This window comes from Empedobacter sp. 225-1, from assembly GCF_030328185.1.
Taxonomy (GTDB): Bacteria; Bacteroidota; Bacteroidia; order Flavobacteriales; family Weeksellaceae; genus Empedobacter; species Empedobacter stercoris.
Genome location: NZ_JACALO010000030.1, coordinates 1 through 15,576, shown reverse-complemented (window position 1 = coordinate 15,576; position 15,576 = coordinate 1). Strand labels below are relative to the sequence as shown.

At 31.5% G+C, this 15,576-nt stretch carries 16 protein-coding genes; 8 read left to right on the top strand and 8 right to left on the bottom strand.

The window, feature by feature from the left end; genetic code table 11:
- Nucleotides 1-2: 2 nt before the first annotated feature.
- Both HX088_RS09770 and HX088_RS09765 read right to left on the bottom strand, forming a co-directional pair.
- Nucleotides 3-437, bottom strand: coding sequence for a DUF2750 domain-containing protein (locus HX088_RS09770; protein ID WP_171622129.1), 435 nt, complete (start codon nt 435-437; stop codon nt 3-5).
- Nucleotides 438-442: 5 nt separating this feature from the next.
- Entirely contained in the window at nt 443-1,600 is a 1,158-nt protein-coding gene (locus HX088_RS09765) for a THUMP domain-containing class I SAM-dependent RNA methyltransferase (RefSeq protein ID WP_171622253.1), read from the bottom strand.
- 164 nt (nt 1,601-1,764) lie between these two features.
- Here HX088_RS09765 and HX088_RS09760 point away from each other — a divergent pair, with 164 nt between their 5' ends.
- The 4 genes from HX088_RS09760 to HX088_RS09745 all read left to right on the top strand — a co-directional run bounded on the left by HX088_RS09760 (nt 1,765) and on the right by HX088_RS09745 (nt 5,485).
- Nucleotides 1,765-3,540: an aminopeptidase P family protein gene (locus HX088_RS09760; protein ID WP_286484038.1), complete on the top strand. Its 1,776-nt coding sequence runs from the start codon at nt 1,765-1,767 to the stop codon at nt 3,538-3,540.
- Nucleotides 3,541-3,666: 126 nt separating this feature from the next.
- Nucleotides 3,667-4,047: a Fur family transcriptional regulator gene (locus HX088_RS09755; protein ID WP_171622131.1), complete on the top strand. Its 381-nt coding sequence runs from the start codon at nt 3,667-3,669 to the stop codon at nt 4,045-4,047.
- Nucleotides 4,048-4,052: 5 nt separating this feature from the next.
- Complete coding sequence (locus HX088_RS09750) at nt 4,053-4,781, top strand: class I SAM-dependent methyltransferase (RefSeq protein WP_171622132.1); 729 nt, start codon at nt 4,053-4,055, stop codon at nt 4,779-4,781.
- On the top strand, nt 4,778-5,485 hold the full coding sequence (locus tag HX088_RS09745) for a ZIP family metal transporter (RefSeq protein WP_171622133.1): 708 nt from the start codon (nt 4,778-4,780) through the stop codon (nt 5,483-5,485). The genes HX088_RS09750 and HX088_RS09745 overlap by 4 nt, the downstream gene beginning before the upstream one ends.
- Nucleotides 5,486-5,527: 42 nt before the next feature.
- On the opposite strand, the gene HX088_RS09740 is transcribed toward HX088_RS09745, so the two are convergent.
- The 3 genes from HX088_RS09740 to HX088_RS09730 all read right to left on the bottom strand — a co-directional run bounded on the left by HX088_RS09740 (nt 5,528) and on the right by HX088_RS09730 (nt 7,751).
- Nucleotides 5,528-6,121 (bottom strand): hypothetical protein, encoded by a 594-nt coding sequence (locus HX088_RS09740; RefSeq protein ID WP_286484037.1) that lies wholly within the window; start codon nt 6,119-6,121, stop codon nt 5,528-5,530.
- Nucleotides 6,122-6,191: 70 nt separating this feature from the next.
- Nucleotides 6,192-6,890: a pseudouridine synthase gene (locus tag HX088_RS09735; protein WP_171622135.1), complete on the bottom strand. Its 699-nt coding sequence runs from the start codon at nt 6,888-6,890 to the stop codon at nt 6,192-6,194.
- A 66-nt stretch (nt 6,891-6,956) separates the two neighbouring features.
- Nucleotides 6,957-7,751 carry a prohibitin family protein gene (locus HX088_RS09730; RefSeq protein WP_171622136.1) on the bottom strand — a complete coding sequence of 265 codons (795 nt, stop codon included), beginning with the start codon at nt 7,749-7,751 and terminating at the stop codon, nt 6,957-6,959.
- A 292-nt stretch (nt 7,752-8,043) separates the two neighbouring features.
- Here HX088_RS09730 and HX088_RS09725 point away from each other — a divergent pair, with 292 nt between their 5' ends.
- Complete coding sequence (locus tag HX088_RS09725; protein WP_225539201.1) at nt 8,044-8,781, top strand: Rossmann-fold NAD(P)-binding domain-containing protein; 738 nt, start codon at nt 8,044-8,046, stop codon at nt 8,779-8,781.
- Between the two features lie 199 nt (nt 8,782-8,980).
- Here HX088_RS09725 and lpdA read toward each other — a convergent pair whose 3' ends face one another.
- From lpdA to HX088_RS09710, 3 genes are all read right to left on the bottom strand, one after another.
- Nucleotides 8,981-10,381, bottom strand: a complete 1,401-nt coding sequence (gene lpdA / locus HX088_RS09720) for a dihydrolipoyl dehydrogenase (RefSeq protein ID WP_286484035.1) — start codon at nt 10,379-10,381, stop codon at nt 8,981-8,983.
- A gap of 254 nt (nt 10,382-10,635) precedes the next feature.
- Nucleotides 10,636-11,649, bottom strand: coding sequence for a 3-oxoacyl-ACP synthase III family protein (locus HX088_RS09715; RefSeq protein ID WP_260542954.1), 1,014 nt, complete (start codon nt 11,647-11,649; stop codon nt 10,636-10,638).
- Between the two features lie 83 nt (nt 11,650-11,732).
- Nucleotides 11,733-12,608 carry a DMT family transporter gene (locus tag HX088_RS09710; RefSeq protein WP_260542952.1) on the bottom strand — a complete coding sequence of 292 codons (876 nt, stop codon included), beginning with the start codon at nt 12,606-12,608 and terminating at the stop codon, nt 11,733-11,735.
- Nucleotides 12,609-12,828: 220 nt separating this feature from the next.
- Here HX088_RS09710 and HX088_RS09705 point away from each other — a divergent pair, with 220 nt between their 5' ends.
- From HX088_RS09705 to HX088_RS09695, 3 genes are all read left to right on the top strand, one after another.
- Nucleotides 12,829-13,635 (top strand): TerC family protein, encoded by an 807-nt coding sequence (locus tag HX088_RS09705; RefSeq protein ID WP_260542950.1) that lies wholly within the window; start codon nt 12,829-12,831, stop codon nt 13,633-13,635.
- Nucleotides 13,636-13,683: 48 nt separating this feature from the next.
- Nucleotides 13,684-14,502 (top strand): HAD family hydrolase, encoded by an 819-nt coding sequence (locus HX088_RS09700; protein WP_286484031.1) that lies wholly within the window; start codon nt 13,684-13,686, stop codon nt 14,500-14,502.
- Between the two features lie 75 nt (nt 14,503-14,577).
- A complete protein-coding gene (locus tag HX088_RS09695) occupies nt 14,578-15,465 on the top strand; it encodes a polysaccharide deacetylase family protein (RefSeq protein ID WP_260542946.1) in 888 nt (295 codons plus the stop codon).
- Nucleotides 15,466-15,576: the final 111 nt, after the last annotated feature.

Here is a 15,576-nt window from a genome sequence, read left to right as displayed (position 1 = left end):
AATTATTGATTGAATGATTCTTTCAATTCCAACGTTACTTGCTGAATTTCGTTTAAATTCTTAAAATGATTCAGTTTGAAAGTAGATTTCGTTTGATTTAATTCGTGAACAATTGCCAAAATGGTATCCAAAGGACTTTGCTCCTCTCCTTTTGAAGTTTCGTCAAAATTAATTCCAACCAAAGAAACTTCTTCAATCATTCCGAACAACCATTCTTCTAAAAAAGTATTCAAATCGATTGAATCAATTTTATGATTCTCCCATTGATTATGTTTCGCATTTTTAGCTAAATCTGTATTCGACCAAAAGCAAATCACCTCTAAATTAGAACCATCTTCATACTCAAATTCCTCTGAGTACGAAACAGCAAAACCTTCTTCTGAAGTTAAAATATATACTTTTTGATCTTGACAGATTTCTTTAATAAATTGACTCACTTTTCTTAATTTTGATTTTTAGCTTTTTTACTTCCTTCGTACATTTCATATTGTAAAAAGTCGCATTCTAATTTACCATTAAATACTTTTACTTTTCTCGAAGGACGTAAACCGACATATTTTTTGGCTTGTAAATCTGATGTAATAAACCACGCCAAAGTATTTGGATAACTCGATTTTAATGTATCTCCAATTTGTTTGTAAAATTCTTGGTTATTATTTTCGATACGCTCATCATAAGGCGGATTGAAAACCAATAAAACTGGGAATAATTCTTTTTTAGATGTAAAAAAATCTTGATTTCTAACTTCAATAAACTCTTCTAAATCTGCAGATTTTATGTTTGCTTGTGCAATTTTCACCATCATTGGCGAAATTTCATAACCAACGATTTTATATTCTGATTCTTTGATTCGATTTAAACGTGTGTTACGAATTTGCGTAAACAATGTTTCGTCATAATCTGGCCAATTCTGAAAAGCAAAATGCTTACGATGAATTTGTGGTGGAATATGATTTGCAATCATCGCTGCTTCGATTAACAAAGTTCCCGAACCACACATCGGATCAAGGTAATTTCCTTTTCCATCATAACCCGCTTTTAACAACAAACCTGCTGCTAAAACTTCATTAATTGGTGCTGGTCCAGTTTCTTCACGATAACCGCGTTTGTGCAGAGAATCTCCCGAAGAATCTAAAGACAATGTAATTTTGTCGTGCGAAATATGTAAGTTGAAACGTACATCAGGAAAGTCTTTATCGATACTCGGACGACGACCATCCTTTTCTTTAAAACGATCTACAATAGCATCTTTTACTTTTAACGCTGCATAATGCGAATGTGTAAAATAATCTGAAAAAACAGTTGGATCAATCATAAAAGTTTGATCGACATTCAAATAATTTTCCCAATGGAATTTCTTGAATTTCTCGTACAATTGATGATCATTTTTCGCTGAAAATGTAAGAATTGGTTTTTGTATACGTAATGCTGTACGCAGGCTATAATTGGCTTTATACATAAAACCTAAATCGCCATTAAATTCAACCATTCGGTTTTGAACTTTTACATCTGCTGCACCCAACGCTCTTAATTCTTGCGCCAATATTTCTTCGAAACCAAAAAAGGTTTTCGCAATCATTCTGAAATTTTCCAAGGAAATAAAATTTTTACAAAAGTACGGGAAATAAAGGAAATTGAGAAAGGAATAATCGATTTTCAATTTTCTAAACTTTCTTGCTTCAAGATTTTAAAACAATCGAGATTTTATTTTTCATTCTTCGTACCTTTCGCCCGTAAAAAAGTCAAATTTTAGAACGATATAAAATGGAAAAAATCACTGATCGTCTTTCAGCCTTGAGAGAAGTTATGAAACAAAATGGTGTAAGTGCAACTATTATTCCAGGTACAGATCCTCACGGAAGCGAATATTTACCAAATCGTTGGAAAGAACGTGAATGGATTTCAGGTTTCAATGGTTCGGCTGGTACGGCAGTTGTCACGTTAGAAAAAGCTGCTGTTTGGACAGATTCAAGATATTTTATTCAAGCAGAAGATCAATTGAAAGATACCACTTTCGAATTGATGAAAATGAAAATGCCTGAAACTCCTTCAATTAATGAATGGATTATTTCTCAATTAAAAGCAGGTGAAACTGTAGGTCTTAATCCACAGATGTTTGCACACAATGCTTTTGCAGAAAATTATAACGAGTTTTCATTCAATCAACTTTCAGTTAAAAATATTGATTTAATTGATTTAGCTTGGCAAGATCGTCCTGCTTTACCAGAGAATCCATTCTATATTTATGATGTAAAATTTGCTGGAAAATCTGCTTCAGAAAAAATTTCGGAAGTGCGCAATGAGATGAAAAAAGCAAATACCAATGTATATATCATGAATTCGTTGGATGAAATTGCGTGGTTATTTAATATTCGTGGAAATGATGTTAACTATAATCCATTGACAATTTCATATGCCGCTGTGGATACAGAAAATGCGTATTTATTTATAGATGAAGCAAAAGTAACTCCAGAAACAAAAACTGCTTTAGCAAATGAAGGAATTACAATTCAACCTTATTTAGCGGTTTACGATTATTTAAAGAAACAAAACGAAAAATCGCATGTATTGGTAGATGGAAATCGAGTTAATCAATCGTTATACGAAGCTATACCTTCATCATCAACGATCAAATTAGCTTCATCAATTGTAACACATCTAAAATCACAAAAAAACGAAGTTGAATTAGATGGTTTCCGCCAAGCAATGGTAAAAGATGGTGTTGCATTGACGAAATTTTTCATGTGGTTAGAAGAAAATATCGAACAAAATATCAATGAAGTTACGGTTGCAGATAAATTAATCGAATTAAGAGCTCAACAAGAAAACTTTAAAGGTGCAAGTTTCGGAACGATTTGTGGTTACGCTGATCATGGTGCGATGAATCATTATTCTGCAACTCCAGAATCTGCTTATACATTAGGAAAAGAGGAAATGTTATTGATTGATTCGGGCGCACAATTTTTAGAAGGAACAACAGATATCACACGTACATTGATGTTAGGTGAGCCAACTGCTCAACAAAAAATTGATTATACATTGGTTTTAAAAGGAAATATTGCTTTATCAGAAGCTGTTTTTCCTGTTAATTCTCGTGGTTCTTTGTTAGATGTTTTATCACGTAAAGCGCTTTGGGAAAATGGTTTTAATTACGGACACGGAACAGGTCATGGCGTTGGACATTTCTTATGTGTACACGAGGGGCCGCAAAGTATTCGATTAGAAGAGAATTTAACTCCTCTAAAAGTAGGAATGGTTCTTTCGAACGAACCTGGTTTGTACCGCGATGGTGAATACGGAATTCGTATCGAAAACTTAATGGTTGTTCAACCAGCGATGTCAACTCAGTTTGGGGATTTCTTGAAGTTTGAAATTCTTACTGTTTCTCCGATTGATACAAAATTAATTGATAACAATTTGATGACTACTCAAGAAATTGAGTGGTTAAATAACTATCACCAATTTGTATTCGAAAAAATTTCTCCATTCTTAGATGAGAAAGAAACAACTTGGTTGAAAGAGAAATGTAAAGCGATATAAATCGTTGACATAAATCGTTAACTGAATTCGTTTCGGAACTATTCAAAATAAAATCCTATTCGGCATGAATAGGATTTTTTATTTTCTAACTTTCTTTGTATTATTGCAACATATTTGCATTAAGAGATGAAACGACGAAATACACCAACCAAACAAGCGGTTATTGATTTGTTCAATTCGTGTTCTACTGCATTGAATCAAGAACAAATTGAGACACAATTGCAAGGAAAAATGGATAGAGCGACAATTTATCGTATTCTAAATAATTTTTGCGATGATGGAATGATGCATAAAGTTGTTGGCGATGATGGTGTAAACTATTTTGCGATGTGCAAAACAAGTTGTGAACACACCCAACATCATCACGATCATTTTCATTTTCGCTGTACAACTTGCAATCAATTAATTTGTTTGAAAGAAGAAATAAAAATTAATTTACCCGAAGGTTTCTCTATGCAAGATTGTAATTGTGTCATTACAGGAACTTGTCAAAATTGCCAAAAATAACAACAATGGATTTACAATGGTTTGTAAAATGGTTTAACTCGCCATATTATCATATTTTATACAAAAACAGAAGCTTAACAGAAGCAGAAGATTTTATCAAAAAAATCACCCATTACTTACAACTTCCGCAACATGCAAAACTGTTGGATTTAGCTTGTGGAAAAGGCCGACATTCGATTACGTTGAATAAATTAGGATTTGATGTTTTGGGAATAGATTTAGCCGAAGCAAGTATTTCTTTTGCAAAACAATATGAAAATGAACACTTAAAATTTGAAGTACACGATATGCGCGAAGTGTATCATCCAAACGAGTTTGATGCTGTTTTCAATTTATTTACAAGTTTTGGTTACTTCGAGAAATATGAAGATAATTTTAGCGTTTTTGAAGCCGTAAAACAACAAATTAAATCGCATGGAATTTTTGTGTTGGATTATCTGAATGCAGAAAAAGTTGTTTCACACATGATTCCCTATGAGGAAAAAGTAATTGACGGAATTTTATTTAAAATCACAAAGTCAATTGAAAATGGATTTATTAAAAAAGAAATTGATTTTGAAGATAAAGGCGAAACTTTTCATTTCGAAGAATATGTTCGATTGATTTATTTCAATGATTTCAAAAAAATATATGAAACTGAAGGTTTTGTATTAGACAAAGCTTTTGGGAATTACAATTTGGATGATTTTGATGAACAAACATCCGACCGATTAATTTTAGTATTAAACAAATGAAAGAAAGTTTAATCTTAATTTCAAGTGTTTTAATTGGTGTGATATTCTCTCGAATTTTACTCAAAAACAAACACAACTCAAAATTACTGCTCACCTTTAGTGGTGCTTATTTCTTAGCGATGACCGTTTTAGAAATATTACCTCAAGTTTACGGACATCCCTCAGATCATCATAGTCATCATTCGATTGGTTTGTTTGTTTTGTTAGGAGTTGTTGTGCAATATATTTTAGAAACAATTAGCAAGGGTGTCGAGCACGGGCATATACATTTGCATAAAAAAGAGCAGTTTCCATTCGGAATTTTCGGAGGATTATTTCTTCACTCTATTATCGAAGGAATTCCCGTTGCAAATGCAGCTTCGCATGATTTTATGTGGGCAATTTTTGTACATAATATTCCTGTTTCGATGATTTTATTTAGCGCATTGTGTCAACATACAGAATCTAACGCAAAACGTTTTCTCTTTATGTCTTTGTTTGCATTAGCCGCTCCAATAGGTTATTTCTTAGGAAAACACACCATTATTTCGAACTATTCATTAGAAATGAGCGCAATTGTTTCTGGAATATTTTTACATATTTCAACGGTCATTTTATTCGAAAGTAACGAAGGACACAAATTTAATCTACAAAAATTTGGCTCAATTATAATTGGATTTTTATTGGCTTATTTAACCGTTTCTATGCATGTACATTCGCACTAAAATAAAAAAAAGAAGTTCAAAATTTGAACTTCTTTTTTTTTATTATAACATTTTTCGATGATCTAAAACTAAAATTTCTCCGTTTGAGACAAATTTCCATTTTTGATCTTTTTTGCATTCATTTTTTTCAGTCGTTGATTTAATATCAAATGCGACTTCTTTTCCCTTCATCGAAATTGAAGTGTGGTAATCACAATCTCCAATTTTTACATTTGTCGAAACAAAGTCATTCGCTAATATTTCTGTTTCAGGAATTGCTTTTATCACTTCATTAATAATATTTAAATCCAATTCATTGTAAATTAATTCAAAATTATCCTTTACCAAATTTGTTGACAAACGAAAAGAATTTGATTCTACATCTGTTCTAATCGTCGTATTTTTTGTGCTCAAGTCTAATTCTTCAACACGTTTTGGACAATCTAAATAGTCTGGAAATTTAATTGATTCTTTACTTTGTAAATCTTTTTGAAATGCTTTAATTTCATAAAATAATTGTTTTTTATCCTCAGAAGCATCTTTAAATTCTGATGTTTCAGAAAGTTCTAACGTTGTAAGCTGTTTAACTTCTGACTTGTTCTCGGTGCAATTAAAGAAGAATAAAAATGTAAAAAGTGAGTAAATGTAATGTTTCATAAGCTTGTAGATTTTAATTACCTAATTTACAAAATATAACACTCAATTTCAATAATTTAACACTCCCTAATTATAGGTATTTTTTCAAATCCAATTTCAATATTTCTCCAACTTTAGTAAATTCCTCATTAACTTTCGCATGAAGCGTGATTTTTTTATTTGAAACAGGATGATTAAACACTAACTCATGGGCATGAAGCATCATTCCTTTCAATCCAAAATTCTCTAACCACAATTTATTCTGTTTATTACAGCCATGTGGACGACTTCCTAAAATAGGATGAAAAATGTGCCGAAAATGTTTTCGCAATTGATGCATTCGACCAGTTTCTGGAATTGCTTCAACCAGACAATAACGAGAAGTTGGATGATTATTGAAAGCCAATTCAATTTCAGCTGTTTGCAAGCGATGAAAGTAAGTAATTGCGTTTTGTTTTACACCATCATCATTGGTTAAATCATAATCTATTGTTAGCTCTTCTGGTGCCCAACCACGTAATATCGCCAAATATTTTTTTTCGACCGCACGTGTGGCAAAACGGTCATTCATAATTTTTAGACTTTCTTTATCTAAAGCAAATAAAAGTACGCCAGATGTTTTGCGATCTAAACGATGAATGGGATAAACGTGTTGCCCTCCTATTTGGTTGCGCAACTCTTGAACTGCAAAAACAGAAGCATCTCGCGCATAAAAAGATTTATGAACCAATAAACCACTTGGCTTATTAATGGCAATAATATAGTCGTCTTGGTAAAGAATTTCTAACATTAAGCAAAAATAAAAAGAGATTTGGTTTAATAAATCTCTTTTTGAATAATAATTATGTAGATAATGTTAATTAACTGCTTTGAAAAACGAAGGAGCGTTTCCATAAATAGCTGTTTTTCCATCCCACTTTTCTATAAATTGTTGTTGAATCAATAATTGATTTAAAGAAACTTTTCTCAATTCATTTGCTCTTGCTTCAGCTTCGGCTTGTACAATTAATTTTTTAGCATTTGCTTCCGCAACTTTTAATTCGTTTTCTACACGTTGTGCTTCTTGTATCGCGGCATTCTTAGCATTAATGGCTTTTGTAATTGCTTCAGGATATTGAATTCCACTTGTCAATTGTTCTAAAATAAATCCTTCTTGTTTCAAAAATGCATTCATTTTTTGCTGAACTCCATTTTCAAAAGCTTCGCGGCTGCTAATAATTTGATCTGTAGTAAATTTATTAAACTCGATACGGTAAACATCTTTGATATGATTAACTAAAGTATTCTGTAAAACTTCGTTAATATTACGACGATATTTTTTGAAAATTTTTGGCGATTCTCCATCTATAACTTTAAGCGAAATTGTAGGGTCAACCGTAAAAACAGAACCATCTTTTGCATTAACTGTGAATGCTTCATAATTGATAGTCTGCACATAAGTTGGAATTTCGAACACTTGTTCTGTCAAAGGATTATACCAAACTCGACCCGTTACTAAAGCAACATCTTGCACACCTTTGTCTGATCCGTACATTTTGACAAGTAAACCTTCGTGACCAGCATCAATGCGTTCTGTACAAGCTATTGCAACAACTAATAAAAATAATGAAAGTGTTCCTCCTGCAATTAATTTGATTAAATTTTTATTCATTCGTAAAATAGATTTTTTTGAAAATAATTAAAGTTGTAAAAATTAAAATACTTAACAATACGACACCTATAACAACATGCAGTGTATTTGGTTCGCTAATTAATCCAAATATATATTGAATAGCAAACAATATAAACAGTAACCAAATGGGTACAAATGCAATTTTTAAAATTGTTTTGTTCGACATAATTTAAGTTTTGTTAAAAATATCATAAATAAATTTAATTTATAACATAATTAATCATTGTAAATAGTATTTATTATATTTATATTTATCGAATGTTTTGAAAATATGAAGAAAGGATTAATTATTGGAAAAGGTTGGTTGGGAAGTCGCTTAGAAGAACATCTTGCAAAACACTATCAAATTACTTCAACCAAACGACAGTCTGATGCTCCAAATTGCCTTTCGATCAATTTCGATCAAACATCATTACAACGTATCGATACCAGTATATTCGAGTTTATTATTATTACCATTCCTTTTGGAAAACGCAATACTACAGATGAGTTGAGAATTAGATTTAATCAAATTATTCAGTTTATCGGAACATATAGTCGACCACTTTTTTTGATAAGTAGTACTGGAATTTATCCAGATGTAGAAAAAATTATCAGCGAAAATACGTTGGAAAAAGATAAGCTAAATCAACCTTATTTATTTATTGAAAACAAATTGCAAATGCAATTTCCGCAGCTTAATATCCTAAGATTAGGAGGTTTGATGGGCGATAATCGCCGTTTATCAAACTATTTAACTTTTGAACGTCCTCATTTGAATCAAGTTGTTAATCATGTTCATTTTGAAGATGTTTGTCGAATTATAGCACAATTAATTCAACAAAATAAAACTTCATCTATTTATAATATTGTTGCACCAAAACATCCTACAAAAGAAGAAATTTTGAATTATCAACAACATCAAAAAATAATAAATTCTGAAATAAAAAAAGGTAAAATCATCTCGTCGGATAAAATTATCAACGAATTGAATTACCAATTTATATTTCCAAATCCACTTTATTTTTAACCTATCTTCTTGGATTCTTGCGTTTATTGTTTAAAACAAGAAGAAAAATCACAATTGATAAAACCGTAATTAAAATGGTGTCCCAATGTTCTTTGAATAGTGTACTTATATGATCCATTTTGATTTGTATTTAATTTTAAAAATAATAAAAAAAGCTGTTCTTACGAACAGCTTTTTGAATTTATCTTAAATCTATTGATTAAGCGTGAATTGCACGATTGTCTGTAGCAGCTAAAGCAGCTTCTTTAATCGCTTCTGCAAATGTTGGGTGTGCATGAGACATTCTTGTTAAGTCTTCTGCTGAAGCACGGAATTCCATTGCTGTAACTCCTTCTGCAATTAAATCAGCAGCACGAGCACCAATAATATGCATTCCTAGGATTTCGTCTGTATTTTTGTCTGCTAAAATTTTAGCAAATCCATCCGTATCCATAGAAGCACGTGCACGACCTAAAGCTTTGAATGGGAAAGAACCAACTTTGTACTCTACTCCTTCTTCTTTTAATTGCTCCTCTGTTTTTCCAACTCCAGCAACTTCTGGCCATGTATACACAACGCCAGGAATTAAGTTATAGTTGATATGAGGTCTTTGACCTGCCAATTGCTCAGCAACCAATACACCTTCTTCTTCTGCTTTGTGTGCTAACATTGCACCGGCAACAACGTCTCCAATTGCGTAAACGTTAGAAACGTTTGTTTGTAAATGATCGTTTGTTTTGATACGTCCTCTTTCATCTACTTCGATTCCTACATTTTCTAAACCTAAAGAACCAGTGAAAGCACGACGACCAACTGCAACTAAAGCATAATCTCCGTTAATTTCAATTTCTTCTCCTTTTTTAGAAGCCGCTTTTAATGTTACATCGTTTCCATTATTTACAACTGAAGTTACACCTGTAGAAGTGTGGAATTTCATTCCTTGTTTTTTCAATACTTTTGTCAATTCTTTAGACAAAGCACCGTCCATACCTGGAATAACACGGTCTGCATATTCAACAACTGTTACTTGAGAACCTAAACGTAAATAAACAGAACCTAACTCTAATCCGATAACACCACCACCAATTACGATTAAGTGTTTAGGAACTTCTGTTAAAGCCAACGCTTCTGTAGAAGTAATGATACGAGTTTTATCTGTTGGCGCAAATGGTAATTCAGATGAAACTGATCCTGTTGCGATAATTGTATTTATTGCTTCGATTTCTTGAGTAGAACCGTCTTTAGCAGTTACAACAATATGAGTTGCATCTTTAAAAGCACCTGTACCTTCTAACACATCAATGTTATTTTTACTCATCAAGTATTTGATACCAGCTACGTTTGTATCTACAACACCTGCTTTGCGAGCAATCATTTGAGTGAAGTTTACTTTTGGAGCTTCAATTTCGATTCCGTGCTCTTTAAAGTGATTTACTGCATCGTAATAGTGATGAGAAGAATCTAATAAAGCCTTTGATGGGATACATCCAACATTAAGACAAGTACCACCTAAACTTTCTTTCTCGATAATTGCTGTTTTAAATCCTAATTGTGCGCAACGAATTGCAGCAACATATCCTCCAGGTCCAGCACCAATTACGGCTACATCATAAGAACTCATATAGTTTTATTTTGATTTTGTTATTATAATTTTTTAAACTCCACAAATATAACTAATCCCGAATATATTTGCGTTATAAAATTGTAATGAATTTTATCAATTTAGTCTATTATAAATAATATAAAAGTTTTTAAAACAATATGTATCCTATTTTTTAAAGAATTGATAATGATTTTACAGAAGTACAAAACCCTTCACTTTATAGCGAAGGGTTTTGTATATCATCTAAATTAATTTTAATTTCTATCGAATAATTACCAGTTTATTAACACAGATCCCCATGTAAATCCTGCTCCAAAAGCAGTCATCATCACCAAGTCTCCTTTCTTGATCTTACCTTCTTTTTTCGCTTCACTTAATGCAATCGGAATAGATGCTGCTGTTGTATTCCCGTAGCGCATAATGTTGTTGTAGACTTTTTCGTCAGGTAATCCTAATTGTTTTTGAACAAACTGAGAAATACGCAAATTGGCTTGATGTGGAATAAATAAATCTAAATCTTCTGGCTTTTTATTTGCAGCAGTTAATGCTTCTACAATTGATTCTGGAAAACGAGTTACCGCATGTTTGAAAACGTAATTTCCGTTCATGTACGGGTAAATCTCTTTTTTTGTTAATCCGTGATTATCTTTCAACAATTCGTCTGACCAACCTGTTTTAGTTCCTGGGAAAGTAACGGCTAATTCTTCCGCAAATTCTCCTTCTGAATGTAAGTTTGTTGATAAAATTCCACGACCTTCTTCTTCTGAAGCCGAAACAACTACCGCTCCTGCTCCATCGCCAAAAATAACAGAAACTCCTCGTCCTTCATCAGAATAATCTAAACCAAATGAATGAACTTCTGCTCCAATTACTAAAATATTTTTATAAATACCTGCTTTTATAAAAGCATTTGCTGTAGACAAGGCATACACAAAACCAGAACATTGGTTACGAATATCCATCGCACCAATTGTTCGACATCCTAATTCTTTCTGAACCAACACTCCATTTCCTGGGAAGTAATAATCTGGCGATAAAGTTGCAAATAAAATAAAGTCGATATCTTGTGCTGTGATTCCTGCATCTTCTAATGCATTTTTAGCCGCAATTACACCTAAATCTGTAGATGAAATTTTAGAGCCAGTTTCGATATGTCTTCTTTCAACTATACCTGTACGTTCCTGAATCCATTCATCATTGGTGTCCATTACCTCAGCTAAATCAAAGTTTGTAACTACACGTTCTGGCACATAGTGTCCGACACCTGTTATAATAGAGTTTATCATTTTTTATGGTTTACTTTTCAATTAAAACAAATGTATTAAATGATAACCATTTCTTAAAACAATTACGTCTTTATGACAACAAATTATTTAAAAAACTTTGCTTTTAAGATTCCATTCATAACGATAGAAAGTACCATTACTCCTGTAGCAATATAAAAGACAGGTGTCATAAGTTCTGAATCCCCAAAAATAAGACTTGCTAAAAAGATGCCGTAAACAGGTTCCAAATTTACGTTTAACATCATGGTAAAAGCACTTACATGTTTCAATAAAGCGACAGATTCAATTTGTGCAAATGCTGTAAAAATAACTCCAAGTAATATTAACCATCCTAAGTTTGACCAACTTACATTTATAACTTCCGTAATTGCATCTGGTTGTAACAGTACCATAATCAAAGAAAGTGTGATGAGTCCTCCAACCATTTCAAAAAATGTAACTTTTGTAGGTTTTATGCTTTTTGGTAATCTCGAATTAAGAACAGCAAATAATGCGGATAAAAAACTACATAAAATACCTATGATAATCCCTAATTTATAATCATCTGGTGATGCATTAAAAATAACAGCAACACAGGCTGAAACAATAATTGCTAAGATAATTTCGAGGAGATTAATTCGTCTTCTGAAAAAAATAGGTTCTAATACTGCACTAAAAAGTGCGCCCATTGATAGTGTGCTCAATGCAATAGAAATATTTGAAAGCTTAATAGATAAATAAAACGTAAACCAATGTATACCTACAATACCTCCAATTCCCAATAGTGTTAACAACTCTTTTTTAGAAACTTGAAAATCAGATTTCTTAAATTTCATGTAAACAAAAACTGCAATTGCGGCAATTAAAACGCGATACCAAACCATAGGCAAAGCATTCATGGTTACAAGTTTACCGAAAACACCTGTAAATCCCCACAATAAGACAAGAAATTGTAATCGGAACTGCACGTTTGAAATCATCTTTAGCTTTTTGGCAAAAGTAGAATTAAATTCTTGATTGTAAATAGCTTTTTGAATGAATTATTTACTAATAAAACTCTATTATGAAGTCAATATTAAATTAACATTAAATTAACATTAAATTAACATTAAATTAACATTAAATTAACATTAAATAATTATTTACATAAAATTAAATATCAATCTCGTTGTATTTTCGTTTTTTTTTAAAAAATTATCAATGGATTTTAGTATTTTTTTACAACCCGATGCATTAATTGCATTGTTTACATTAACGATGTTAGAGATTGTTTTAGGAATCGATAATATTGTTTTTATCTCTATTTTATCAGGAAAATTACCTGCACATCAACAGAAAAAAGCACAACAACTTGGTTTATTCTTAGCCATGTTTACACGTGTTATCTTATTGTTTTCGCTAAGTTGGGTGATGAGTCTTACGACACCGTTATTTAATATTGGCGATTGGATTGGAATAACATCAATTGAATGGGTAGAGAAATTAGCAATTTCTGGGCGTGATTTGATCCTATTAATTGGAGGTCTATTCTTAATTTATAAATCAACCGTTGAAATTCATCACAAAATAGAAGGCGTAGAAGAAAACGAAGGAAAAGTAAAAGTACATTCTTTTGCTGGTACAATTATTCAAATCTTAATTTTAGACATTGTCTTCTCTTTAGACTCGGTGATTACAGCAGTTGGTATGGCAGAACATATCGAAGTAATGATTGCTGCAGTTGTCATCGCAGTAGCTGTAATGATGTTGTCGGCAAGCGCTGTTTCTAAATTTGTAAATGATCATCCAACAGTTAAGATGTTAGCATTATCATTCTTATTGTTAATCGGTGTTTCGCTATTAGCAGAAGGATTTGATCAACACATTTCGAAAGGATACATTTATTTCGCAATGGGATTCTCAGTTTTGGTTGAATTCTTAAATTTGAGAATGAAGAAAAAACATTCAAATCCTGGTGTTATTCGAAATATGGTTGGCGATGCAGAAGAACAAAACAAGAATTTATAACTATCTTTAAGGCCTCAACTAAGAGGCCTTTTTTATTCAATAAAATCAATGCAAAATATAAAATTAATAGTGACTGATATGGATGGAACTTTATTACGTTCAGATCATTCATTAAATCCTGAATTCTATACAATCTATGAAGAATTAAAACAAAATAACATCCTATTTGTGCCTGCAAGTGGACGCCAATATTATAGCATAATCAACTATTTTGAGCATATAAAAGATGAATTAGCGGTTATTGCCGAAAACGGTACTTATGTAACGTATAAAGGTCAAGAAGTTTTTGTTGATGAATTGGATAAATCTATAATAAAAGAAATCATTGAAGAAGTTCGAAAAATTGATGGTGCTCATCTTGTTTTAGCAGGAAAAAATGCCGCTTATGTTGAATCGAAAGATGAAACGTTTTTAGAATATTTTAAAAATTTTTACGACAAAAATGTTTGGGTTGAAGATTTAACACAAATCGAAAACGAACAATTCATTAAAATAGCGGTAAATCATCAAGGAGGAACAGAACATCATGTTTTTCCAAGATTAATCAATTTTGAAAAACATGGCCTTAAAGTAGTTGTTTCAGGTGATGTTTGGTTAGATGTTATGAACAAAAAATCAAATAAAGGTGTCGCATTACGAGCATTGATGAATAAATTACATATTTCGTCTGAAGAAATCATTGTTTTTGGCGATTTTATGAATGATTACGAAATGCTAAATTTGGCAAAATATAGTTTTGCTATGGAAAATGCACATCCTTCTATTAAGGCAATTGCAAATTTTAGCGCTCCTTCAAATGATGAAGATGGTGTAAATCAAATAATTAAACAATATCTACAACAATTAAAAACCGTAAATACTAAATAATCTTATAAATAACATCAATTATTTAACATTCAAATCACATTAAATTATTAATTTCGCAAAAAACCTAAATAACCAATGTTCAAAACAAATAAACATCTAAAAAATGTTTTCGTAATCGCCTTTTTACTTGTCATTTTTTCGTGTAAAAACGAAAATCATTCCGTTCAAAATCAAACTTCAATTTCTGAACCGAAAGAAATTTTGCAAGATGATGTCGATTCTATTTATACCGTAAAAATTGACTCTTCTTTGTTACAATTAGACACAATTGTTAAAGCTGAAAAACTGCAAAAAGTTGATTCGACAAAACAATATGTTTATTTAACATTTGATGATGGTCCTTACAAAGGAAGTAAAAATATCAATAAAATATTAACAGAAGAAAATGTAAAAGGAACTGTTTTCTTGGTTGGTTTTAATGCTTTTACAAAAGATTTGAAACAAAATGTAGAAGATTATAAAGCAAATCCGAATGTAGAAATTGCCAATCATACTTTTTCTCATGCACGAAACAAATACAAAACTTTTTACAGCATACCGGAACAAGTTTATGAAGATATTCGCAAAAATGAAGTGGTTTTGGACATACATTCGCGCTGGGTTCGTTTGCCTGCACGCAATACGTGGCGTTTGAATAAACGTAAAAGAGACGACCCTATGAAAAATGCAATTCCAACTGCTGATTTAATCGCCAAAAATCAATATTATATTTATGGTTGGGATTATGAATGGAACCGCAACCAAGAGGGCTTAACTTCTCCCGAAAATATCTACAATGGTATTGTAAACCGTTTGGATCAAAATAAAACATTTGAAAAAAATCATTTGGTAATTTTGATGCACGATGATATGTTTAATTCTGATACAAATGCAGAAAAATTAAGACAATTAATCGTTTTGTTAAAACAAAATCCAAAAATTGTAATTGAAGGAATATCAGGATATCCTATAAGAATTAGCTAATAAAAATCAATGGATATATAAAGCCACTTCAATATAGACTGCCCCCAAAAGTTTGGACAGATTAAAAATTAATAATTATAAAAATGAGTTCGATATTGTATCGGGCTCATT

Bases quoted from the DNA above. Each gene is read 5' to 3' on its own strand.
- HX088_RS09760 (WP_286484038.1), top strand. From the start codon at position 1,765: ATGGAAAAAATCACTGATCGTCTTTCAGCCTTGAGAGAAGTTATGAAA.
- HX088_RS09730 (WP_171622136.1), bottom strand. From the start codon at position 7,751: ATGAATAAAAATTTAATCAAATTAATTGCAGGAGGAACACTTTCATTA.
- HX088_RS09725 (WP_225539201.1), top strand. From the start codon at position 8,044: ATGAAGAAAGGATTAATTATTGGAAAAGGTTGGTTGGGAAGTCGCTTA.
- HX088_RS09700 (WP_286484031.1), top strand. From the start codon at position 13,684: ATGCAAAATATAAAATTAATAGTGACTGATATGGATGGAACTTTATTA.
- HX088_RS09740 (WP_286484037.1), bottom strand. From the start codon at position 6,121: ATGAAACATTACATTTACTCACTTTTTACATTTTTATTCTTCTTTAAT.
- lpdA (WP_286484035.1), bottom strand. From the start codon at position 10,381: ATGAGTTCTTATGATGTAGCCGTAATTGGTGCTGGACCTGGAGGATAT.
- HX088_RS09715 (WP_260542954.1), bottom strand. From the start codon at position 11,649: ATGATAAACTCTATTATAACAGGTGTCGGACACTATGTGCCAGAACGT.
- HX088_RS09695 (WP_260542946.1), top strand. From the start codon at position 14,578: ATGTTCAAAACAAATAAACATCTAAAAAATGTTTTCGTAATCGCCTTT.
- HX088_RS09745 (WP_171622133.1), top strand. From the start codon at position 4,778: ATGAAAGAAAGTTTAATCTTAATTTCAAGTGTTTTAATTGGTGTGATA.
- HX088_RS09705 (WP_260542950.1), top strand. From the start codon at position 12,829: ATGGATTTTAGTATTTTTTTACAACCCGATGCATTAATTGCATTGTTT.
- HX088_RS09710 (WP_260542952.1), bottom strand. From the start codon at position 12,608: ATGATTTCAAACGTGCAGTTCCGATTACAATTTCTTGTCTTATTGTGG.
- HX088_RS09735 (WP_171622135.1), bottom strand. From the start codon at position 6,890: ATGTTAGAAATTCTTTACCAAGACGACTATATTATTGCCATTAATAAG.
- HX088_RS09750 (WP_171622132.1), top strand. From the start codon at position 4,053: ATGGATTTACAATGGTTTGTAAAATGGTTTAACTCGCCATATTATCAT.
- HX088_RS09755 (WP_171622131.1), top strand. From the start codon at position 3,667: ATGAAACGACGAAATACACCAACCAAACAAGCGGTTATTGATTTGTTC.